20 protein-coding genes are annotated in these 21,669 nt (G+C 65.1%); 13 read left to right on the top strand and 7 right to left on the bottom strand.

What is annotated here, in order from left to right:
- Positions 1–239: 239 nt before the first annotated feature.
- On the bottom strand, positions 240–1,070 hold the full coding sequence (locus tag HDC35_RS13625; RefSeq protein WP_260397731.1) for an N-acyl homoserine lactonase family protein: 831 nt from the start codon (positions 1,068–1,070) through the stop codon (positions 240–242).
- A 518-nt stretch (positions 1,071–1,588) separates the two neighbouring features.
- Here HDC35_RS13625 and HDC35_RS13620 point away from each other — a divergent pair.
- Positions 1,589–2,101, top strand: coding sequence for a DUF1993 domain-containing protein (locus HDC35_RS13620; protein ID WP_184647690.1), 513 nt, complete (start codon positions 1,589–1,591; stop codon positions 2,099–2,101).
- Between the two features lie 152 nt (positions 2,102–2,253).
- On the opposite strand, the gene HDC35_RS13615 is transcribed toward HDC35_RS13620, so the two are convergent.
- On the bottom strand, positions 2,254–2,718 hold the full coding sequence (locus tag HDC35_RS13615) for a hypothetical protein (protein ID WP_184647688.1): 465 nt from the start codon (positions 2,716–2,718) through the stop codon (positions 2,254–2,256).
- Positions 2,719–3,267: 549 nt separating this feature from the next.
- On the opposite strand from HDC35_RS13615, the gene HDC35_RS13610 reads away from it, so the two are divergent.
- From HDC35_RS13610 to HDC35_RS13590, 5 genes are all read left to right on the top strand, one after another.
- Positions 3,268–4,278, top strand: coding sequence for an alpha/beta hydrolase (locus HDC35_RS13610; protein ID WP_311770774.1), 1,011 nt, complete (start codon positions 3,268–3,270; stop codon positions 4,276–4,278).
- Entirely contained in the window at positions 4,275–4,613 is a 339-nt protein-coding gene (locus tag HDC35_RS13605) for a PadR family transcriptional regulator (RefSeq protein ID WP_184647684.1), read from the top strand. Before HDC35_RS13610 ends, HDC35_RS13605 begins: the two co-directional genes overlap by 4 nt.
- Entirely contained in the window at positions 4,610–5,071 is a 462-nt protein-coding gene (locus HDC35_RS13600; RefSeq protein WP_184647682.1) for a hypothetical protein, read from the top strand. The genes HDC35_RS13605 and HDC35_RS13600 overlap by 4 nt, the downstream gene beginning before the upstream one ends.
- 346 nt (positions 5,072–5,417) lie before the next feature.
- Positions 5,418–7,226 carry an autotransporter domain-containing protein gene (locus tag HDC35_RS13595; protein ID WP_184647679.1) on the top strand — a complete coding sequence of 603 codons (1,809 nt, stop codon included), beginning with the start codon at positions 5,418–5,420 and terminating at the stop codon, positions 7,224–7,226.
- Positions 7,227–7,450: 224 nt separating this feature from the next.
- Complete coding sequence (locus HDC35_RS13590) at positions 7,451–7,753, top strand: SCP2 sterol-binding domain-containing protein (RefSeq protein ID WP_184647677.1); 303 nt, start codon at positions 7,451–7,453, stop codon at positions 7,751–7,753.
- A 42-nt stretch (positions 7,754–7,795) separates the two neighbouring features.
- On the opposite strand, the gene HDC35_RS13585 is transcribed toward HDC35_RS13590, so the two are convergent.
- Both HDC35_RS13585 and HDC35_RS13580 read right to left on the bottom strand, forming a co-directional pair.
- Positions 7,796–8,623 (bottom strand): acetoacetate decarboxylase family protein, encoded by an 828-nt coding sequence (locus HDC35_RS13585; protein ID WP_184647675.1) that lies wholly within the window; start codon positions 8,621–8,623, stop codon positions 7,796–7,798.
- 86 nt (positions 8,624–8,709) lie between these two features.
- Positions 8,710–10,008 carry a TetR/AcrR family transcriptional regulator gene (locus HDC35_RS13580; protein WP_184647673.1) on the bottom strand — a complete coding sequence of 433 codons (1,299 nt, stop codon included), beginning with the start codon at positions 10,006–10,008 and terminating at the stop codon, positions 8,710–8,712.
- Positions 10,009–10,251: 243 nt separating this feature from the next.
- On the opposite strand from HDC35_RS13580, the gene HDC35_RS13575 reads away from it, so the two are divergent.
- From HDC35_RS13575 to HDC35_RS13560, 4 genes are read left to right on the top strand one after another with little or no spacing between them, the layout of a single operon-like run.
- Positions 10,252–12,732: a TonB-dependent receptor gene (locus HDC35_RS13575; protein WP_184647671.1), complete on the top strand. Its 2,481-nt coding sequence runs from the start codon at positions 10,252–10,254 to the stop codon at positions 12,730–12,732.
- Positions 12,732–13,913 (top strand): serine hydrolase, encoded by a 1,182-nt coding sequence (locus HDC35_RS13570; RefSeq protein ID WP_184647669.1) that lies wholly within the window; start codon positions 12,732–12,734, stop codon positions 13,911–13,913. Before HDC35_RS13575 ends, HDC35_RS13570 begins: the two co-directional genes overlap by 1 nt.
- On the top strand, positions 13,910–15,325 hold the full coding sequence (locus HDC35_RS13565) for a DUF1254 domain-containing protein (protein WP_184647667.1): 1,416 nt from the start codon (positions 13,910–13,912) through the stop codon (positions 15,323–15,325). Before HDC35_RS13570 ends, HDC35_RS13565 begins: the two co-directional genes overlap by 4 nt.
- Positions 15,286–16,170, top strand: a complete 885-nt coding sequence (locus HDC35_RS13560) for a helix-turn-helix domain-containing protein (RefSeq protein ID WP_184647665.1) — start codon at positions 15,286–15,288, stop codon at positions 16,168–16,170. The genes HDC35_RS13565 and HDC35_RS13560 overlap by 40 nt, the downstream gene beginning before the upstream one ends.
- Before the next feature lie 4 nt (positions 16,171–16,174).
- Here HDC35_RS13560 and HDC35_RS13555 read toward each other — a convergent pair whose 3' ends face one another.
- The 3 genes from HDC35_RS13555 to HDC35_RS13545 form a co-directional block, all read right to left on the bottom strand.
- Positions 16,175–16,993 (bottom strand): SDR family oxidoreductase, encoded by an 819-nt coding sequence (locus HDC35_RS13555; protein ID WP_184647663.1) that lies wholly within the window; start codon positions 16,991–16,993, stop codon positions 16,175–16,177.
- 95 nt (positions 16,994–17,088) lie between these two features.
- Positions 17,089–18,462 carry an ATP-binding protein gene (locus HDC35_RS13550; protein WP_184647661.1) on the bottom strand — a complete coding sequence of 458 codons (1,374 nt, stop codon included), beginning with the start codon at positions 18,460–18,462 and terminating at the stop codon, positions 17,089–17,091.
- Positions 18,459–19,202: a response regulator gene (locus HDC35_RS13545; RefSeq protein WP_184647659.1), complete on the bottom strand. Its 744-nt coding sequence runs from the start codon at positions 19,200–19,202 to the stop codon at positions 18,459–18,461. Before HDC35_RS13545 ends, HDC35_RS13550 begins: the two co-directional genes overlap by 4 nt.
- Before the next feature lie 143 nt (positions 19,203–19,345).
- Here HDC35_RS13545 and HDC35_RS13540 point away from each other — a divergent pair, with 143 nt between their 5' ends.
- The 3 genes from HDC35_RS13540 to HDC35_RS13530 all read left to right on the top strand — a co-directional run bounded on the left by HDC35_RS13540 (position 19,346) and on the right by HDC35_RS13530 (position 21,586).
- Entirely contained in the window at positions 19,346–19,921 is a 576-nt protein-coding gene (locus tag HDC35_RS13540; RefSeq protein ID WP_184647657.1) for a hypothetical protein, read from the top strand.
- A gap of 19 nt (positions 19,922–19,940) precedes the next feature.
- Positions 19,941–20,399: an EF-hand domain-containing protein gene (locus HDC35_RS13535; RefSeq protein WP_184647655.1), complete on the top strand. Its 459-nt coding sequence runs from the start codon at positions 19,941–19,943 to the stop codon at positions 20,397–20,399.
- A 101-nt stretch (positions 20,400–20,500) separates the two neighbouring features.
- Complete coding sequence (locus HDC35_RS13530; RefSeq protein ID WP_184647653.1) at positions 20,501–21,586, top strand: alpha/beta fold hydrolase; 1,086 nt, start codon at positions 20,501–20,503, stop codon at positions 21,584–21,586.
- Positions 21,587–21,669 lie beyond the last annotated feature (83 nt).

Here is a 21,669-nt window from a genome sequence, read left to right as displayed (position 1 = left end):
CCTTCCGTCCATGAGGGGACGACCTCGCCGTTCCCTTCGTTCGTCCGGAACCTCCGATACAATGCATTTCCGGGAATCTGTTCCTGGGATCGTATCCACCGAAGGCGTTAGCTTCCCCGCGGCCGCGCCACCCGCGGCTTCAAAACGGGGGTGCTCCGTGGCGGCCTGTCAGACGTTCCGTCGCGATTGAACCGAAGGTGCGCGGTCATGGTCAGCGTCCATCGAGCGCAGCCCTTGGTCTATCGCGCCGCTTGCGGAAAGATCGGCAGCTTTGCCACATCAGCCGGGTCATGCTGGATGATGATTTTCGCATGCAGATTCTCGGCGATCCTGTCGAAGCGGTCCATCGACGCAAGCGTTTCCGCGCGATCGGTGTTGAAGGCAGGGACACCACGATTCTTGATCTGATCGGCAAAATGATATTGATCACCCGACAGCAGTACCGGCCCGCTCGCGAGGCGCACGAGGAGCGCCTGATGCCCTTCGGTGTGCCCGGGCAAACTCAGCACCGTAACTTTTCCATCGCCAAAAACGTCGCTGTCCCCGGTCAACTCTCTGACTTTGCTACGACCGGACACCCAGGGCGCAAGACGGGCCTGCGCCGGCTTCCACACTTTTGCGACGTCGAAATCCTTCTTGCCGATGAGCAGTGTTGCCTCGGGAAAGTCCGCAGCCTGGCCGATATGGTCGAAATGATAATGGCTGAGGCCGATAAAATCGATATCGTCCGGCTTGAGGCCAATCCGGCTCAACTGGGGGACAATTCTTTCCTTCAGGGAGTTTACGTAGCCGTCGCTGTCTTTGGATGTTCCGGCCAGGTCGCCGTCGAGGCCCGTGTCCCACAATAGCAGCTGCTCACCGTTTCGGATAAGATAGCAGCTTGCGACGAGCGTCTTGGTCTCGCCTGAATATAGATAGGTATCCGAGAACTCCCCGAGATTCTTCACCGCGATCGTTCCACAGTCCAGCCGATAGAGCTCGACCGCCGGCCGAGCGGCCTCGGCCGCTGCGATTGGTCCCGCGGGGACTGACAGAAGCACCGATAGTGCACCGACCCACTTCATCATCATTTGATCCTCTCTCGTTTTGCGTCTGGATTGTGCGGATATACCCGCGGCGGTGGTCGAAATTCGCCCGAACCCTTCTTCGGCTCCATCGGCCGCGGGGCAACGTGGCCGGCAGTGTGCTTCGACGAGCTATGTTCCGGACTGGCGAGATCGCTATCTCCTCGCAGCGAAGATCGGGGAAAATCTCGCCGGATGGCGCACCCGGAGATTGACGCCCGCATGCTCAAGATCGATGCGTCCGCAAGCGTGAGATGTCATTTAACTTTGCGGCGAACGATCGGATGGTGCTGCCAGAGGCGCCGTCGGCGGCTCGTCAGCTTGGGCGCCCGCGCATATTGTGGCGGACGCAATCGGACCGCTTCTGCCAACATATGCCTGCGCCACGCAGCGCATGTCGGCCCGGGATATCCGCCACGAAGTGACTGAATAATATAGGGCAAACGGACGCGTCGGGCATCGAGTCGATTGACGGTGCGTCAGCTTGCGGTAGCCTCTTTAAAGATCAACCTGAAAGGTTTGCGATGTCTTACGCCAGCTCAGCCAGAATGACCTTCATCAATATGCTCGGCACGCTTGATCACCTGGTCGGCAAGGCCGTGGACGCGCAAATGGGGGAGGAGGTTCTCGCCGCGAAGCTGACCGACGACATGTTTCCCTTGGAACTGCAATTCCGCGTCGCGCTCAACCAGGTTCTGTTGGCGCTGAATCAGGTTGGAGGGCAATCGCTGCCGCTTGAGGAGGCGCCATATCGATCCTTTGCCGAAGTTCGCGACCGAATTGCCGTGATTCGCTCATATGTCGATGAGACCGAACCGGCCGAATGGCAGGACGCAAAGGCGACCGTAGACCTTACCCTCCCGAACGGCGTCCGCTTCTTGATGTCGTCCGAGGAAGACATCCAGGACTGGATCATGCCCAACTTCTATTTCCACGTCACGATGGCGTACGCGTTGTTACGCAATGCAGGATTGGCGATCGGCAAGATGGATTTCATCCCGCACATGGCGCAGCATCGGGTCCAGCCTGCCAATTGAGCGAGCCGCAGGGTTCAGCGGTGTCGCGCGCGCTCATGGCTCTCTGCAAGCAAGGCCGGCGGTCAGCCCCCGGCCGATCACTCGCGGGCAAGTCCATGCAGCTGAGGGCGCCGGCGCTATAAGGAGCGGGGGGTCCGGCGCCGGCGAGATCGTCAGGCCGGATCCGCTTCGGAACAACTTGTGAGGAGGCGATCGAGCCCCGTTCTCACCATATCGGCATAACCTCCGCTCGGAAGGGCAGTCGCCCGATTCATGCCGAACCGGGCATGGTCGCGCGCCCGATCATTTTCGCCGAGACGTCGGTACGCATCGCCGACATTCAGGTGCAGCGATGGAAGGAAGCTGTCGAGTTCGGGGGACAGCGCATCGGCATCGCCCTGCCGCTCGCATCCGGTTGCGGCTTCCAGAGCCAGCAAATCCCAGGCGAGTTCTGCGTTCACCTCCTCTTGTATGTCAGCCAGGAAATGGGCGATCGTGCAGCGCTGCATCGGCGTACCTTGGTCGCGCAGGTCGTCCCACAGGCCGAGCAGCGCTGTACGTGCCGCAACGCGGTCGCCGGCTTGCAGGGTGGCCACGGCCTCCATGATTGCGGCCATGTCGTCGCGATTCTCGGTCATGTTACCAATCCTGATCGGGAGGCTGGGCGGTGGGACGACAAGTACCTGAAAGAATTGCGCGGCTCCTGCGCGCCTCGAACCTTGGACATCGAGAACAGCCTTGGCACGCGCTCGTAGCCCCCGAGGATACTGCGCCGCCTCCTGCCTGTCCGAAGCAGGCGTGGGCGGTCGTCTTGGGGGATATCCACTGGATGGAGGGCGCTGACAAGCGAACAGGACCGAGTGATAAGCGCCTCCCATCGGAGCAACGGCAAAGGCCCGTCGGAGGTATGGGGAAAGAGTCGGGACAGGTCGACCGGGCGGGGCTCGCCCGCGCAGCCTGAATCTGCGCGCACCGGGGGCGCTCGAAGGGTCGCGTCTGTAATTCTCTGAATCTGGACCATTGAGCGTTCCTCCTACCGGGGTCGCGGGCGGTCCGCATCTACGTTTGCCCGCATGTTTCTACCGTTCGCCGCGTGCGTCCAGCGCGCAGCTAGCATTCCCCGAACCTGGCGCTTGTAATTACGCACACTGTGCAATACACACTGTGCGTAATTGAAGGATAGTTCAATGATTGTTTCGCTTTTCTTCGCATCTCTCGCCATGAGCGGTGCCGTATTGACGCCCTCGGCGCCAGCGGGTGCCGCAGTGGAGCCAGACAGGCATCTCCTCTGCAAGGAATCGATTCTGCGGCGCGCGCGAAACGGCGAGGTCGAAATCGCCTATCGGACGGCGGGCGACCGGACCGGCGAGCCCTTGCTCATGATCCCCGGGAGCGGAATGCAACTGGTCGACTGGCCCCAGCCACTCGTCGACGACCTCGTGCGGGCAGGATATTATCTCATCATGCCCGATCCTCGCGACGCGGGTTGCTCGACAAAGCTGGATGAGCTTGGTCCACCCGACTGGCCGCGCGTCTTGGCCGACCTCGCCGCGGGGCGTTCCGCCTCCCTTGCCTATGATGCTAGGGACTTGGTCTCTGACATGGCTGCTGTCCTCGATGCGGAGGGATTGGCGTCTGCCCATCTTCTTGGCGCATCGGGCGGTGCGGTTATCGGCGAGGTGATGGCGATAGAACGACCCGGGCTGGCGCGCTCCTTGACCCTGCTGATGGCCAATGCCGGCAATCCCTCACGTGCGCTGCCCGCCAGACCGGACGTCATGGCTCCCGTCGCTCAAGGTCCCACCTCCACGGACGGGAAAATTGTCGAAGCCTATCTGATGCGACTCGAAAAAGTGCTCGCTGGGCCCAAGGCCGCGAGCGATATCGTCCTTCTCTCTCGCGCGCGAACGCGGATAGCCAGAGGTTATAGCGCGGACGGCGTTCAGCGCCAGGGCGCCGCGTTTCTGGCTGCCGGAGATCTCAGGCATGGGCTCGCCGAGATATCGGTGCCCACCGTCGTCATCCACGGGGCCGAGGATCCGCTCATCCCGGTTGAAGCCGCCGAGGATGTTGCGCGCGCTATTCCCGGTGCCCGGCTCGAGATCGTCCCCGGTAGCGGCCATTCGCTTGATGAGAGCATGGTCGCCGCCTCGCTCGCCGCGCTCGAGGCGCGGTCGACAGCGAGCAGGCGCCGATGAGCGGTCCCAGTCAAGACAGCGTCCTTGAGGGGTTGACCGGCGAGCTCCGCCGGGGATCGCTGGTCATTGCGGTTCTCTGCGGCTTGCAAGAGGAACGCAGCGGCGGCGCGCTCAAGGTCAGGCTGGCCGACAGCGGGGTGAGTATCACCGAGGGCGCGCTTTATCCGATGCTGCGCCGCCTCGAAGTGCAAGGTCTCCTGCAAAGCCAGTGGCGCATGCACGATAGCCGAAAGAAGCGTTTCTACCTGCTTACCCCTGACGGACAGCGGGCTCGCGACTTTTTGCTCTCGAACTGGCGAACATTCGACACGGCATTTGAAGGCTTAAGATCATGAACGGCAAGGAATTATATCTTCGGCGCGTCTCGCACTGGCTGCCCCGCTCCATTCGCGCCGACGTCATCGAGGAATTGGACGCGGCGATCGAAGACTATCTCACCAGCGATCGGGAGGCCGTTGAGCCGGATCAGCTATATGCTGAGCTTCGGCGCGACTTCGGCCACCCCGCCGTCGCCGCGACGAGGTTCGTCGACGGGAGGCCGGTTGTTAGCGCGGGCCTTGCCCACGCTTATTGGCGCACGCTGGCGATCGCATGCGTCGCCGTCCTGCTGATTCAGTCGGCGCTCCTCGTCGCCGGCAGCGGGAGCACCGGCCTCGCCGTCGGTCATATTGTCGAAGGTGTGCTCAGAATACTCGGGCATATGTTCATGGCGGTCGGCGTCGTCACGATGGTTTTCGCGTTTATAGACGGTGGTTGGCGGACGGTCTGTCGTGTCCTGGGCATGGCGCGTTAGCGCTTGCCGCTCTCCGTTAAAAGTTGGCGTAGCCGCCAGCTGTCTTGGGGTTGCCGGATCGTCCCATACCAGCGGACGGACGACGAGGCGGCCGGCACCTATCCTTCCACCTACAATGTCCTCGGGCGCGGCTTCTCGTTCCCGGCGCCCTAAGGTTCCAGGTTCCTTGGCGTGATCCGGCAGTCCGCGCGCAATTCGATGGGCGACGGGGAGACGCCGGCGTTCCTCGCTTTCGTCCGTAACCCTATGATACAATGCGTTTCACGCTATTTGCTCCGACGATACCCGCCGCGGCCATTGGCTCCCCGCAGGCCGCTCCCATCGCGGCTTGAAAGAGGAGTTCTTCATGACACACAATTCACTGTTTCCCTCGCCGCGCGCAGTGCTGGCCCGGCTGCTTCTTGCCGGCACGGCGATCGGCGCGCTGGCGCTCGCAGCGGGTGACGCCCACGCAAAGGTAAGCGCCGATCCTTACGACCGCGTCATCGTCTTCGGCGACAGCATTTCGGATAGCGGAACCTACGCCGACAAGGCGCCCGACGGTGCCGGAAAGTTCACGACCAATCCCGACGACGTCTGGGTCGAGGTCGTCGCCAAGGGGCTCGGGCTCGACCTCGACGCGCATGCTGCCGGCGGCACGAATTATGCCGAGGGCGGCGCTCGGGTCGCGTTGCAGCGCCCGGACGCGCCCGGCGATCTGACACGCCGCCCGATCACCGAACAGGTGGCCGACTTCCTTGCCAATGACGGCGACCTCGGTCCGGACAGCCTCGTCATCATCCAGGGCGGCGGTAACGACGTCTTTGCGACCAAGTTCAACGGGCCCGCCGATACGCCGGCCGATCTCGAAACGCTGCGGGTCGCTGCGGAAGGTCTCGCCGACCAGGTTGGCCTGCTGATCGATGCCGGGGCCGGCACGGTGGTGACGACAAGCGTGCCGAAGTTCGATCATTACAATGCCTATTATGACAGCGCGCTGGCCTCGCGTAATCTGAATGTCCTCTACGTCGATATGGCCGGACTCATCCGCGAGATCGAGGCCGACCCTGCGGAGTTCGGCATCCTCAACACCACCGATCGGGCCTGCAAGGGATCGGCGCTCGAATCCTTTGTCTGTCTCCCAGAAAACTACGTCACGCCAGACGCCAATCGCACCTATCTCTACGCCGATTCGGTACATTTCACGGGCGTGGTCCACGAAATCGAGGGTGATCTCACGCTGGCGATGCTGCGCGCGCCGGGCCAGTTCGCGCAGCTTGCCCAGGTGGTCCGGGCGACCTCGCGTGCCGACGATGGTCTCGCGCGCAGCCAGGGTTCGGGCGAGGGGGGATGGCGCCTGATTGGCGGGGCCAAGTGGAGCGAAGCCGACATGCCCGGATTTGCCACGAGCGGAGAGATGCATGCCGACGCCACCGGATTTCAGTTCGGGGGGATGGGCAAGCTCGCTCCGGGCCTTTCGGCGGGGCTTTATCTCTCATGGAACCAGGGAAACGGCAGCTTCGCCGAGCAACTCGGCTGGTTCGACTATGAAACGCTCGGTCTCACGGCCTTCACCCGCTTCCACTCTGGTCCGTTCGACGCCGAGCTCACCGCAAGTGTTGGGCGCGCGGACTTCGACCAGATCGTCCGGAACATTCCGCTCGGCCCGGCGCTCCGAACCGAAGCGGGCGACACGAGCGGACATTATGCCGCGGTCGAAGGCCGGGCATCGATGTTTGTTGCCGATGGGCCGCTTGCAGTCCGGCCGTTCGTCACATTGCGCTATGACCGGGTGAAGGTGAATGGCTATGCCGAGGCAGGGACCCTTGCCACACAAGTAACCTTTGGCGACCAGACGCTCGAGACGCTCGAATTCGGCGCCGGTCTCCGTCTCGCTCCCCGGCTTGACAGAAAGCCGGTCAAGCCGTTCGTCGAACTCGGCTATTCGAAGGATATCCTCGGAGCCGGGCACAGCATCTCCATCCTCCCGAGCGGCGCACCCGTATGGTTCACCAGCGATCCCTCGCAGCTTTCAGGTGGAGAGTTCTTCTACTCGATCGGGGCGAATGCCCCGCTCGGGCCCAGGTCTGGCCTCTCGTTCCGTGTCGAAGGACGTGAGGGGAAGGAAGGTCGCAGCGAACTCGCCGCTTCGGTTGGGCTTTCCATGCGATTCTGATCGACGCGCTTTTGACGTAAAGAAGAAGAAAGAAGAAGGGGGAGGCGGCGGGAGCCGCCGCCTCCTTTGGTTGTACGGTGCCGGGAAATCGAACCAGATGATCGGCGACCGCCCTGTTCACCGGCGGCAGCGCTGTCCGGTCACACTCCGTTACACTTTCCGCCAACTGCTGAAACATTGCGGTGCGAAGACCCGCCGTCCGATCAACAGACGAGGGAAGACAGATGGTCAGCGTGAATGAGGTTACCCAGATCATGGCGGAAAAAGGCGCCTACGTGCCGGGGAAGCGGGTCAAGCTCGACTTTGGCGAGGAAGGCCAGATCATGCTCGACGGCATCGAGCAGATCGTCAACAACGAGGAACGCGAGGCCGATGCGACGATCAAGGTCGCGCTCGCGGACTTCATCGCCATGTCGCAAGGCAAGCTCAACGGTGCGGTCGCCTTCATGCAGGGCAAGCTCAAGGTCCAGGGCGACATGGGCGTGGCGATGCAGTTCCAGTCGGTCACCGCGAAGATGCGCGGATGACGGTCGAGGCCGGGCGCTTGGGGCGCCCGGCCCTTCACAAAGTCAGACCGGGATATGGGCAAGGTCCGCGCGCAGGATATTCTCGCACCGCATCAGGATCGCGTCGCCGCCTCCCAGATTGGGGAGCCGGGCGAGCGCATCGATGATCGGAAGCTGGGTCGGATTGCTCGCCCAGTCGGGTACCGTCCATTCCACGCTCGCCTTGCCGATCGTCGCCTCGCGAATATCGAACTCCTGCGGGAACAGCACCGGGTGGCTGATTGCAGCCCCGGGCGCCCCGACGTTCGGAAAATGGCGCCAGCCGAACCAGTTGGTCGTGCCCTGCTCCTGGCGGACCGCCTCGAGCTCGGCGTCGCCCAGTGGATGCGCGGCCTCCATGACCACCCGCGCGAAGCGCGCGCCGTCGAGATGGGCGGTCGCCGAGTAGATGGCATCGGGAAACTCGCGCAGATCGTCGACCTTCGCATAGAGCTTCGGAACGCCCTGGACGTCGCGTCCCATGAGAATCGGCGCGGTGCGGTTCTCCCACACCACCAGCCCGAACACGCCCGTGATCGGACCGTCACGGCCATCGAAAATCACGGGCACATTGATCGCCAAGAGATTATAGGCGCCGCCCGCGAGCCAGTCGACGCGGCGGTTGTTGATGAGCGAGACGATCAACTTCGGCTCGGCAAGCTGAAAGCGCGGCGGGAGGAGGGCGGCGAGCGCATCGCCATCGCTGTCATAGGTGAAGGTCAAATTGGTCGTGTCGCGATAGTGCGAGGCGGGCAGGGGATAGGGCAACGCCCCGAAAAATGGCGGCATCAGGCGGGTGCCGGCGTCGTCGAAACCTTCCTGCAACAACTGGCTGCGGTCGAAACTGGTCATGCTTGCTTTCCTCCGGAATGGACCTGCGGAACGTCAAGCATCGCCGCCGCCGCGCAGCCGCACCATGATCCGGGAGGTAAGATTCGTCAGGCGAAGGGGAGCTTTTCCGAGAAGACACCGAAGAGGAGCGGGCGGGCGCAGAGCTCCGCAATATTCCGGGCGAGATTCTCCGGGAGGAAACGGTTGATCTCGTCCGCGGCGTTGACCGTCGCGGAAATCGCCTGCGCCGCGAGCAGGGCGTCGACCGCTCGCACCTCGCCTGCCGCGATCCCCTCGGTGACCATGGCCGCGAGATGAAGGATGATGCGGTTCCACTCGCCGAGGACCACGGCACGCCGCTCGCTGCGGAGCGCGGTGAGCGCTGTGTCGCGGAGGAAGGGGCCTTCATCGCCGGTCTGGAAGGCGACGAGCGCGACGATCACCGTCACCAACTGACCCTGCGGGCTCCCTCCATCGGCTTCGGCCGCCCGGATGATTCTCCACATATGGGCGAAGGAGCGCTCGAAGCAGGCTTCAAGCAGCGCGTCCTTCGTGTCGAAATGATGATAGATCGCGCCCTTGGTAAGCTTCATGCCTGCCGCGATGCGATCGATCGAGGCTCCCCGAAAGCCGAGCCGGTTGATTTCGCGGGTGGCGGTGCGGAAAAATTCTGCCCGGTCGTCGGGGCTGTCCCCGTGCGCGATTTCTTTTGCCCGTCTCGCCCAGTCGCCGTTCCAGCCCGGCTCGCCGGGCGTCAGGCCCCTCGCGAGGATCGCGAAGAGCCGGCGCGCGACCTGCGGATAGTCGTCCGGCGCATATTGCGACGACCAGGCGGCCGACCAGAAGAGCTGGACGAGGATCATCTGGGCGCGCGGAACCGATCGCAGGATCTCGCCTTCGCTCGCAGGCTGCGGAGCAAGCAGCGCTGCGGCCGCAAGCAGCATCTCGCCGTAGCGGGCCACAGCCCGCTCCTGCTCGGTCTCCTCCAGCGCGCGTATATCGCTCAATATGGCCAGCGGCGACTCCTCGCCGGCCTGGACCCGGGCCGCCTGATCGAAATAGAGACGGAAAAGCTCGGCGAGCCGTGCCTCGGGATCGGCGGCGGCCGAAGCGTCGGCAATCATGGCCTTGTAGGCGTCGATCGCGCGATCGAAGCAGGCTGCAGCAAGATCCTCCTTGCGCCGGAAATAATAAGTGAGGTTGGCCTTGGTCATGCCGGCGCGCTCGGCAACGTCGGCCAGCACCAAGCCGCGCACGCCATGCTCGTTGATCTCCGCGCTGGCAATGGCAACGAGTTCGGCGCGGCGCCTTTCGCGCTTGCTGCCGCCCTTGCGTTGTCGCCCGTCGGACGCCGCGGCGCGCGGCGCCGTCCTCAACCCTTCTCCGTCGCCTTCGGATCCTGGCATGGCCCGCCCCATCTCTTTCTCGATGCTCCGCCCAGAGCAGGAAATCCGCGACGGGTCAATCGGACGGCAAAAACATACCAAGAGTAAAAATAATATTGACCTGTTATAGCCCAGTGACTAGCCGTTCGTTCAAACAACGGCGAGGCTGCGCAGGATTCGCTTCGGATGGCCGGGAAACCGGCAGCTTTTCACAAGCCCGAAGATAACCGGCGACGGCGCGCGATAATGGGAGGGAGTAGAGCGATGGTTCTAAGTCACAAGGCGCGCGCTGCGAGCGGGCCGGTCCTGCTGATGCTGGCGCTTAGCCCGGCGGTCGCCTCCGCACAGGCAGCGCCGGCGGAGGAAAGCGGCAGCAGCCAGGATGCCGCCGACCCGCGAGATGGAGAGATCCTCGTGACGGCGCGAAAGCGCGCCGAAAGCCTCGCCGAGGTTCCCGCCGCGGTGACGGTGCTGGGCAAGGAGGAGCGCGAGCTCCTTGTGGTCGACGACGCCGACGATATCCTCCGCCAAGTCCCGAGCGCGACCCTGGTGACCTCGGGCCCCGAGTTCCTGAACGATATCACGATCCGCGGCCAGGGCGGCGGGCGTCTCGGCTTCTCCGAGACCGCCACCGGCATCTTTCGCGACGGGCTTTTCAGCGCGGGCGGCGGCTTCGGCGGACGCTCGCTCAGCCGCATGGATCTCTTCGACATGGAACGGATCGAGATCCTGCGCGGCCCGCAGGGCGCGCTTTACGGGCGCAACTCGGTCGGCGGCGCGATCAATATCATTTCGGTCCAGCCCGAGAAGCTGTTCGGCGCCGAACTCCTAGCCCGCTACTCGGACCCTGAGCGCATCGAGGTCGAGGGTATTCTCAACGTGCCGGTGAGCGATACGCTCGCCGTGCGGGTGGGCGGCGTGTACAACCGCCAGTCGGGCGGGTTCATCACCAATCTCGACACCGGCGAGGTCATCGACAAGCAGGATTACCAGGGCGTCCGGGCGAGCGCGCGCTACGAGCCCAACGACTGGCTGAGCTTCGACCTCAGGTTCGAGTATTATGACAGCGAGGCGCCCTCCTTCACCGGGAGCGGGCAGCGCGCGACCCGGCTTGACGGCCGGCCGCTCGACCCGTCGCCCTATGAGCGGGCCGAACTGACCACGGTCGGGCGCGCGCGGATCGACGATGCGACCGTCCAGTTCGGTGCGACCGCGAAGCTTTCGTTCGCCGACCTCACGTTCCGCATGCTGCACGGCAAGCGCAACGGCGGCCGGTTCGACGAGGATGGTGACCATTTCGATGGCGGCACCGGGATCGACGTCGCCCCGGGCGCCGCAATCCTCTATCCAGACTATCGGGGCCAGCAGACCGAGGATTATTCGCGGACCGGCGGCCAGCTTTATCTGAGCTCGAAAGATGGCGCTGCGCTGAACTGGCTCGTCGGCGCGGAGTTCCTCTCGACGCGCAGCGACGTCGAGACCGGTCCCGATGGCTGTCCCGCCTATACGGGCGCGGCGTTACAGCAGGTGCCGGGTTGCACCGTGGGCTTCGCGGGTGCCTTCACACCGGCAACCGCGCCCGCCTCGACGCTGTCGAATGCGGTGCGGACCACCGGGCGGCTGGCAATGCGAAACGAGACGTTTCGCGAGAAACTGTCCTCGGTGTCGATCTTCGGCTCGCTCGATTATCGGTTCGCCGATCGCTGGAGCTTCGGGGTCGAAGCGCGCGGCCAGTTCGACGAGAAGAATTTCACGTTCCAGCGCTACTCGGTCGACCCGCTCGTCTATTTCGGCACCGGGCCGGTCCCCGCGGGCATGATGGCGCCGATCGTCGTCGATCCCGACGGCAGTGGCCCGCTTCCTGCCGCACCCGCACAATTCTGTCCGCCGACGCTGGCGCCGCCCGCCTGCGCACCGGGGCTCGAGACCGTCAACCTGGAGAAGAAGCGCAACTGGTCCTTCTTCACGCCCGCGGCCACGCTCAAGTGGAACTTCGAGCCCGGACAGCATCTCTACCTGCGGTTCGCGACCGGCTATCGTCCCGGCGGCTTCAACACCAATCTGCTGAGCGGCGCGACGCGGGCCTCGCTCGACAGCCAGCTCGCCTATGAACCCGAATATGCCTATTCGGGCGAGCTCGGCTGGAAAGGCAGCATGTTCCAGGGCTTCCTGAAGACCGAGGTCGCCCTCTTCTACGAATATACCAAGGATGTGCAGGTCGCGACGGTCGCGGCAGCCGCCGCGCGCGGCTTCCTGCTCGTCAACGCCGGCGACGCCTATGTCTACGGTATCGAGGCGACCGTCAGCCGGCGCCAGCCGGTCGGGCGCGGCGATCTGCTCCTCAATCTCGGCTTCTCGACGCAGGACGGCCATTTCAGGAACGGCGCGATCGTCCCCGCGAACGGCAGCCTCGTCGACATATCGGGGAACGAGGTGCCGCGCCTTCGCGACTATCAGATTACCGCGAACGTCGCCTTCCGTCACCCGGTCGGACGCGATGTCGACGCCTTCGCGAGCGCAAGCCTCCAGGTCGCGAAGGGCGGGCTGCAGAACCCGTTCGGAACGGCTGGCTACCCCGGCTATTCCCTGCTCGACCTTCGTCTTGGCGTCCGCACTGATAAGTGGCGACTCTCGGCCTTCGCCCGGAACGCGACCGACGAGCGCTACCTGCTCAACGATGTCGCGAGCAATGCCTACTGGAGCCAGGGCCGCGTCGTCGGGCTTGAAGCGATGGTGCGCTACTGATGGCTGGCTGTTCGTCGTTCACCGCCAGGCTGCGCAGCGGCGCGGCGCATCTCCTCGCCGCCAGTCTGCTGCTTTCAGCGTGCCACGCGGGGACGGGCGGCGCCGCGGTCGGTTCCCAGAGCCTGTCGCCGGTGCCATTTCCGCCGCCAACGGCCGTAGCGTCTCCGGCACCGCAAACGGTGCCGCCGAGCGTCGAAGAGGCCATCGCGCGCTTTCGCGAGAAGGCGGGCGTGAAGGATTTCTCTGTCCTCGTGATGCGCGGCGAGGACGTGCTTCTCCTCCGCCATGAAGGACTGTTCGAGGCATCGACGCAGATCGCCATCGCCTCCTCGTCGAAATGGATGGTCGGCGCGACGATCATGGCGCTCGTCGATGAGGGGCTTCTCGATCTCGATGCGCCGATCGGACGCTATGTGCCCGACCTACCGCCGGATTATGCCCGGCTGCCCCTGTCGCAGCTCCTCTCCTACACCGCCGGCCTTCCGAGTCTCGCGAAGTTCGTGGAGTTCAAACAGCCGCCGACCATTCCGCTCGCCGAATCGGCGCGATTGGCGGCCCGCGAACCGCTGATCTCGAAGCCCGGCACCCAGTTCGATTATGGCGGCGCGAACCTGCAGTTCCTCGGCGCGGCCGCCGAGAAGGTCACCGGCCAGTCCTGGCAGCAGATTTTCGACGACCGGATCGCGCGCCCGCTCGGCATGGCGAACACGCTATGGGGCGGCACCTTCGCGCGTCCGACGCGCACGACGCTTCCGAACAACCCCATGCTCCAGGGCGGGGCCTGGACCACGGTCGGCGACTATGGCGCGTTCCTCACGATGATCGCTGCGGACGGCACCTACCACGGGCGCAGGATCCTTTCGGCAAAGGCGGTCGAGCGGATGCGCGGCGTGATGACCGTCGGCCTTCGCAAGGGGTTCACTGCCCCCGGCGCGCAGGGCCGCGAGGTCGAATATGCGCTCGCGCATTGGTGCGAGCGCATCGTCGAGGGGCGCTGCCTGTTCGAATCGAGTCCCGGCGTGTTCGGGACCTATCCGTGGGTCGACCGCGCGTCGGGCCTGCACGGGGTGATCTTCGTCAAGGACCGTCTCCAGCGGATTGCCGAGGACGAGCGCGCGCTGCGCAACGCGCTGATCACGGAATATGCATCAAGCCAGCAGAGTGAAGGAGGGGCGAAATGACCCGTCGCAAGAAGATCGTTATCGGCGCCCTGCTCGTGGCGCTTGTCGTCGGGGGCTTCCTGGCGTGGCGCGTCCACGAACGGCGCGCGGCGGTGCAGGCGGCGGCGGACGCCTATATCTTCGCGATGCCGCTGGTGCTCACCGACGTGACGCGCGAGGAAACCTTCAAGCATCCCGCGGCGGTCAACGCCGAGCCGAACCGGATGTACAATATTCCGATCCTGGCCGACGCGACCTTCCGCACGGTCATCCGGCCGAATGTCGACACCCTTTATTCGATCGCCTGGCTGTCGCTTGCCAACGAACCGATGGTCCTCTCGATGCCGGCGAGCAACGGTCGCTATAATGGCGTTCAGCTGATGGATGCCTGGACGAATGTGTTCGCGGCGCCCGGAATCCGCACGCTCGGCAATGAGGCGAAGCAGTTTCTGATTGTCGGTCCGGACTATAAGGGTGCGGTGCCGGCCGGCATGGAAAAGCTTGTGTCGCCCACGAACATGGTCTGGGCGATCGCGCGTATCCATGCGCGCGACGAGGCCGATCTGTCCGACGCGCAGCGCTTCCAGTACCGCATCGACCTGCGTCCGCTGAGCAAGCTTGGCGATACGGGCTTCGGACCGATCTTCCCCGATCCGCGTGGTCGCGGCGCCAAGCGGACCGAACCCATGGAGATCGTCAAGCGCATGAGCGCCGAGACCTTCTACAAAAGGTTCATCGCGCTCGCGCAGGCTAATCCGCCCGCTGCAGCCGACGCCCCCTTCGTGAAGAATGTTCTCGCGCCGCTCGGCCTCGACCCCGCGAACCCGACCCCATGGGATGCCTTGCCCGAGGCGCGCAGGGCCGACCTTCAGCGCGGGATCGATGCGGTCTGGAGCGTTCTGACCGAGCGGGCGGCCGTCGAGAAGACGCGCACCCCAAGCGGCTGGGCAGGCTTCGAGGCCGTCGACAAGATCGGGAACTATGGCACCAACTACAAGGTGCGGGCAGGCGTGGCAGCGTTCGGGCTCGCTGCCAATCTCCCCGAGGACGCGATCTATCTCAACGCGACGGTCGACGGAAAGGGACAGGACCTTCTCGGCGGCAAGCCTTACCGGATGCGGTTCGCGCCCGGCGAACTGCCCCCGGTGAAGGGGTTCTGGTCGGTAACGCTCTACGACCGCGAAGGCTATCTCATCGATCATCCGCTGCGCCGCTACGCCATCCGCCAGTTCGACAAGCTCCATTACGCGCCTGACGGCAGTCTCGAGATTCTCATTCAGCCGAACGACCCGGGCCCGGAGCGTCGCGCAAACTGGCTGCCCTCGCCGGCATCAGGCAAGTTCGCCCTGTCGCTGAGAGCCTATTGGCCCGAGGAAAAACTGCTTCGCAAGCAATGGTCGCCGCCACCGGTCCTGCCGCTCGCCACGCCGTGACGGCAGCGCGGCCCGGCAACCCGGTATCGGCGAAGGCGTCCCCGGCGGGTTTCGGGGGCGTCCTTCGCTTCTGGCGGACTTCGTTCGGCCTCAGCCAGGAGGAGCTCGCGGGCCGCGCCGGGGTCTCGCCGCGGCATATCAGTTTCCTCGAGAATGGCCGCACCGCTGCCGGCGAGGGGGTGGCGAGCGGTCTTGCACGTGCGCTCGGACTCCCTCCACGCGAAGCCGCCACCCTCATGCTGGCGGCGGGCCATGTGCCGCCGCTGGCCGGCGCGTCGGCCGGTCTCGCCGACGATGCCACACTCGTGCTGCTGCTCCGGCAAACCGACCCGCATCCGGCGGCGGTGCTCGACGCGCTCGGCAATATCCGCCTCGTCAACAAGGCCTGGGTTATGCTGCATCGCCGCGCCTTGGGCGCACTCGCCGACGCACCCGATCTCAACGCGCTGCGCCTGCTGCTCCACGAGCAGGGATGGCGGCGCTATCTCGACGACTGGGAAGACATCGCGGCCATGTTCCTGACCGCGCTCAAGCAGGAGGCGCTGATCCACCAGGATCCCGAGGCGGGACGCCTGCTACGCGAGATGCTTGCGATGCCTTCGGTTCCCGACGACTGGGTGCGCCGCGGGCTCGCGCCTTCGCGCCTCGGATACACCGTACGCGTCGGCACCGGGGCCGAGGCACGCACGGCGCACATCGTCCACATGATGGCGGGACTGTTTCCGTTCGGGGGTGCTCGCCCCCCGATCGTCCAATTTGCCTATCCCGAAAGCGGCAAGTGGTTGCTCACGGGGGCGGACCTTCACCGCCTCCCGGGGACGCGGCACCCGCTCTGCCCTTATTGATCGCCTAGCGCGCTCCGATCAGACGGCGGATAATCGCCGGATAGCGCGCCGGCGCCAGCCGCTGCAGCCGGTCGGCGCGGCGCGCGTCCTTCCCGATCAGGATTCGCGCCTGGCCGCGTGCCGCGCCGTCGGCGATCTGCCGAGCGGCGTCGGCGGGACTTGTCGCGAGGATTTTCGCATAGTCTTCGAGATCGGAACGTGCCTGGACGGGATCGACGCCCGAGGCGAGCCGGGCCGAGCGCGCGATCCCCGTCGCGATCCCGCCAGGGTAGACCGTCGAGACTTCGACGCCCGAGTTCCAGAGCTCCGCGGCAAGCGTTTCGCTGAACCCGCGCAGCGCGAACTTCGACGCGACATAAGGCGCCTGCCCCGGTGCCGCGACGATGCCGAGGATGCTCGAGACATTGACGATCCGCGCCGGACCCGCCGCACGAAGCGTCGGCAGAAGCTGCTTGGTAAGACGCACCGGGCCCCAGAAGTTAACCGCGAACAGGCTCTCGAAATCCTCGACGCTCGTCTGGTCTATCATCCCGACGATACCGACACCGGCATTGTTGACGAGCGCATTGATATCCGAATGTTCCGCGGCGAGCCGGGTGCCGAGCGCCTCAATGTCCGCGGCGCTCCCGAGATCGGCGCGATAGGCGGCGGCGCGGTAACCCGCGACCGAGAGCCTCGCATGCGTGTCGGTCAGGCCGCCTTCGTTGATGTCGACGAGGGCAAGCGAAGCCCCGCGCGCGGCGAGCTCGACCGCCAGCGCGGCGCCGATGCCGCTACCGGCACCCGTGACGACGGTCGTTCCCGACGCATAAGAGAATGTCATGGCTCAGCTCCCAAAACATACCCATGGTAAAAATTTATTCGCAGGTCAAGCGGAAGGGCCTGCTAACAGGCAGATCGCATCGATCTTATCAGCTTCTAGCCGTCCAATTCCGGAGACGCCTCGGCGAGCGGCAGGCAAAGCGTGGCGCGCAGCCCGCCCTCGGGCCGGTTGGTGAGATCGAACCGGCCGCCGTGGCTTTCTGCCAGCGCGCGAACAATCGAGAGGCCGAGGCCTGCCCCGCCACTGTGGCGTCCGCGCGAGCTTTCGATCCGCTCGAAAGGCTGGGTGAGCCTATCGATCAGTTCGGGCGCGATGCCGGGCCCATTGTCCGAGACGGTGAGCAGCGCATCGGTACCGTCGCGCTTGAGGTCGAGGGTTGCCTCGGTTCCGTAGCGCAGCGCATTGTCGATGAGGTTCGAAAGCATCCGCCGCAGCGCGATCGGCGGGCAATGGATTTTCAGCATTGCCGGTCCGTCGGCAAGCTGGACCGGATCGCCGGTCTCGCGGCGAACGCGCACATAGTCGGAAGTCTCGGCGCAAAGATCGATCACCGGCGCCGGGACCGCAGCGCTGGCCGCGCTTTTCGCGAAGAGCAATATATCGTCGAGCAGTCGCGCCATTTCTTCGATGTCGCTGATCGCGCGGTCCCGGTGCCGGGCGTCGCCGATATGTTCGGCGCGGAGGCGCAGCCGCGTGATATAGGTGCGAAGGTCGTGCGCGATCGCCGCGAGCATCCGCGTGCGATCCTCGATCAGCCCTCCGACGCGACGCCGCATATGATTGAGCGCGTCTGCGAGCGCGCGCACCTCGCGTGCACCACCGACAGCGAGGTCGGGCCCGTCGAGGTTGCCCTCGAGACGCTCGGCCGCACGCGACAGCTTCGCGATCGGACGGACGACCTGCCAAAGCAGCAGGAGCAGAAGGGCGACAAGAACAAGCGCTGCGACGAGCGCGATATAAAGGTAGCGCGAGGCGAGCAGCTGAAGGATGACCGGCGCGCGCTCGATCGCCACCACTTCGCCCGTGCGCAACCCGATAAGGATGCGGATCGGGCCGCGTGGCGGCGCGTTGGACCCGGCGGGCCTCGCGAACAGCGTCCCGCCGCGGGTCTGGACCCGGATCGGGCGACCATCGAGCGCCTTGGGATAATCGGCGAACAGCTTTTCGAGGCGCGGCGCCCCCGATACGCCGCCGAGGCCGCCATGCTCGTGGGGGAAATTCTCCAGGAGCTCGACCGTGGTCCCCGTGTTTCCCGCAGCCGCCGCGATCTTGTGCCGGAGAGACGGGGGCGCCTCCTCGATCGCCTCGACGACCTCCCTCGCGTCCGAAGGCGAGATCATCCGGAACACCATCGGCCGCCGGTCGGGCCACATGGTCGCAGCGAGAATCGCGATCTGCAGCGCGAGCAGACCGGCGACGAACAGCAGCGCGATCCGGAAGAGGAGGCTGCCGGCGAGCCTGCGCATCATCCGCGCCGCCGCTCGACGACGGGCGCGAACAGATAGCCGCCGCCGCGTACGGTCCTGATCATCCGCGGCGCCTTCGGATCGTCACCGAGCTTGCGGCGGAGCCGGCTCAGCTGAACATCGATCGTCCGGTCGAACGGTCCGCTGTCACGGCCGCGGGTCCAGTCGAGGAGCTGGTCGCGGCTGAGCACGCGCTGCGGGTGGTCGAGGAAAACCAGCAGCAGGTCGAACTCGCCGCCGGTGAGCAGCACTTCCTGCCCGCCGGGGTCGCGGAGCAGCCGCGAGCCCGCGTCGAGCGTCCAGCCCTCGAAGGCATAATGGCTCCCGGCGATCGGCGCTGGCCGGTGGATGTCGCGTGTCCGCCGGAGCACCGCACGGACCCGCGCCACCAGCTCACGGGGGTTGAAGGGTTTTGCGAGATAATCGTCGGCGCCGATCTCGAGCCCGAGAATCCGGTCGATGTCGTCACCCTTGGCGGTCACGATGATTACCGGGACCCGCACCGATGCGCCGTGCAGGCGGCGGCATATCGAGAGACCGTCTTCGCCGGGAAGCATGAGATCGAGCAGCACGAGATCGATCCGTCGCCGGTCGCCGAGGCGGTCGAGTTCGTGACCGGTCCGGCAACGCGCGACGTCATAGCCCTCGCGCTCGAGAAGGTCGGAGACGAGTTCGGCGATGTCGTCGTCGTCCTCGACGACGGCAACCAGGGTGCGGCTTTCCGAGGTTGGGGGGCTGGCCATGGCGCACATCTTCCATAATCGCCCGCCCCCTCAAGCCCGAAGCGGCGGCGGTTACATTTCGTTGCGGTTCCTTACCGCCGGTTCAAGCAGCCCTCACAGCGCGAATGGAGAAAGGGCCTATTGAACTTGCACAGGAGTAAATCATGTTAAGTCTTCAAAAGCCAATCCTGGCCGTCGCCCTGTTGATGACCGGGATCGCCCCCATAGCGGCAACGCCGGTCGAAGCCCGCGAGCACGGCCGCCTCAGTGCGGGCCGCGGTCCGCACGGCGGCGGCTATATCAGCGGCCGCCACGTCTCGCGCGAACCCGGCCGGACCGTCGTGTCGCGCGGTGTCCTGACCGGTGGCGGCCACGGCTATCGCCAGACTCGCACGACGACGCGTGGCGACGGCACGATCACCAACGATGTCCAGCGCCGCAAGGCGAACGGCAGCGAGGTCCGGAGGACCGGCAGCGTCACGCGCAATGCCGACAATTCGGTCAGCCGGCAGCACACCCGCACCGGTGCCAATGGCAACAGCCAGTCGGGCTGGAGCACGATCTACCGGACCGAGGACGGCTATTCCAAGTCGCGCGGTGCTTCGACGTCGAACGGCCGCGGCTACACCGCGACGCGCGACGTATCGGTCGGCGAGGACAGCGTCACGATCAACCGCAACGCCACCACCAACTCGGGCCGCGAGGTGAGCCGCACCCGCACCGTGCCGCGTCCCCGCTAAGATGAGAAAGGTTCCAGTCATGCGTCTCGGTCTTACCCTGGCCTCCGCTTTCATGCTCTGCGGCTGCATGGCCGCCATCTCGTCGGTCGCACGCGCGCAGCCGCAGATGCGCGACCCGACGCAGATGCTCGAGCGCGCCGATCTCGACGGCGACGGCCGGATCACCCGCGCCGAATATACCGAAGCGCGCAGCCGGAGCTTCGAACAGTTCGACCGCAACAAGGACGGCTATCTCGACAAGGCAGACGCCTCGGGCCGACGGTTCGGGCGGAACCGCGGCGGCGGAGGCGCCGGCGAGCGCCTTCAGCAGGCGATGGACTTCATCGACACCGATGGCGACGGGCGGATCAGCCGCGACGAGTTCGTCGGGGGCCGGGCGATCATGTTCGATCGCGCGGACGCCAATGGCGACAATGTCATCGACAAGGCCGAGATGCGCTCCTTCCGCGACACCATCGCTACCTATCGCGACCGGTAACGGCCGCTGCCGGCGGCCGATGGCTCCCCGGCCGGCCGCCGGCACAACTTTCCGGTTCGGTGGACCGGCTTTCCTGATCCGGTACTTAGAGTAGTGCTTCCATGATTCTACGTTTTGCGGCGCTCGCGCTGCTCGCCATTCTCACATCTCCCGTCGGCGCTCAGACCGGCGACGCCTACGCTCCGGCACGCGCAATTGTCGCCGATATCGGCAAGATTGTCAGCCCGAACGGCGTGCAGGAAACCTTTCAGGTGACGCTCGGCGGCGCGCGGCAGATCGTGAACGTGCGCGGGTCGGACCGCGACAATCCGATCCTGATCTTTGTCCACGGTGGTCCCGGAGCCGTCGAGATGCCCTTCGCCTGGGCCTTCCAGCGACCGTGGGAGGATGTCTTCACTGTCGTCCAGTATGACCAGCGCGGCGCAGGACGCAGTTATCCGCTGAACGATCCGACGACGCTCGCACCAACGCTGACGCCCGAACGCTATCGTGACGACGCCATCGAGCTGATCGAGTTGCTGAAGAAGCGCTATGGCAAGCGCAAGGTGGTGCTGATGGGCCACAGCTGGGGCTCGATCGTCGGCCTGTCGGTCGCGGTGAAGCGCCCCGACCTGCTCTACGCCTATGTCGGCGTCGGACAAGGTATCAATTTTCGCGATGGAGAAAAGGCCGGCATGGCTTGGACCCGCGCCCAAGCGGTCGCGGCGGGTAACGCGGAGGCGGTCGCCGCAATCGACGCGCTCGCCCCCTATCCGCAGGGCGAGTTCACCATCGCCAAGGCCGACGGCTGGCGCAAATATGCCATCCCTTATGGCTCGCTCATCCACAACAAGCCCGACCTCACCTATTATTTCCAAACCCCGCGCCTCTCGCCCGAATACACCGAAGCCGACCGGCAGGCATGGGGCCGGGGCAGCGAGTTTTCGGTTACCACGCTCTGGCCACGTCTCGCCGATGTCAGCTTCAAGTCGGTCCACAAGTTGGACGTGCCCATAGTCTTTCTGCTCGGACGGCATGACTATACTGTCCCTTCGCCGGTGGCGGCTGAGTGGTTCGCACAGGTCAAGGCGCCATCTAAAAGGCTTATCTGGCTCGAACATTCGGCGCATATGCCGATGGTCGAGGAGCCGGGGCATTTCTTCGCTGCTTTGCTCCGCGATGTGCTGCCTTTGGCGAAGGCCCAGTGATGGGGTCCCGAATTCTGTCGGTCTTCCCGTTCGACATCCCTACATCTTCAGGACTTCGCCCTGCACGCCTAGCGGACGCGCTT

It is taken from the genome of Sphingopyxis sp. JAI128 (genome assembly GCF_014207235.1).
Classification (GTDB): domain Bacteria; phylum Pseudomonadota; class Alphaproteobacteria; order Sphingomonadales; family Sphingomonadaceae; genus Sphingopyxis.
The sequence above is the reverse complement of the archived record's forward strand: the minus strand, read 5'-3'. Positions and strand labels throughout refer to the sequence as shown.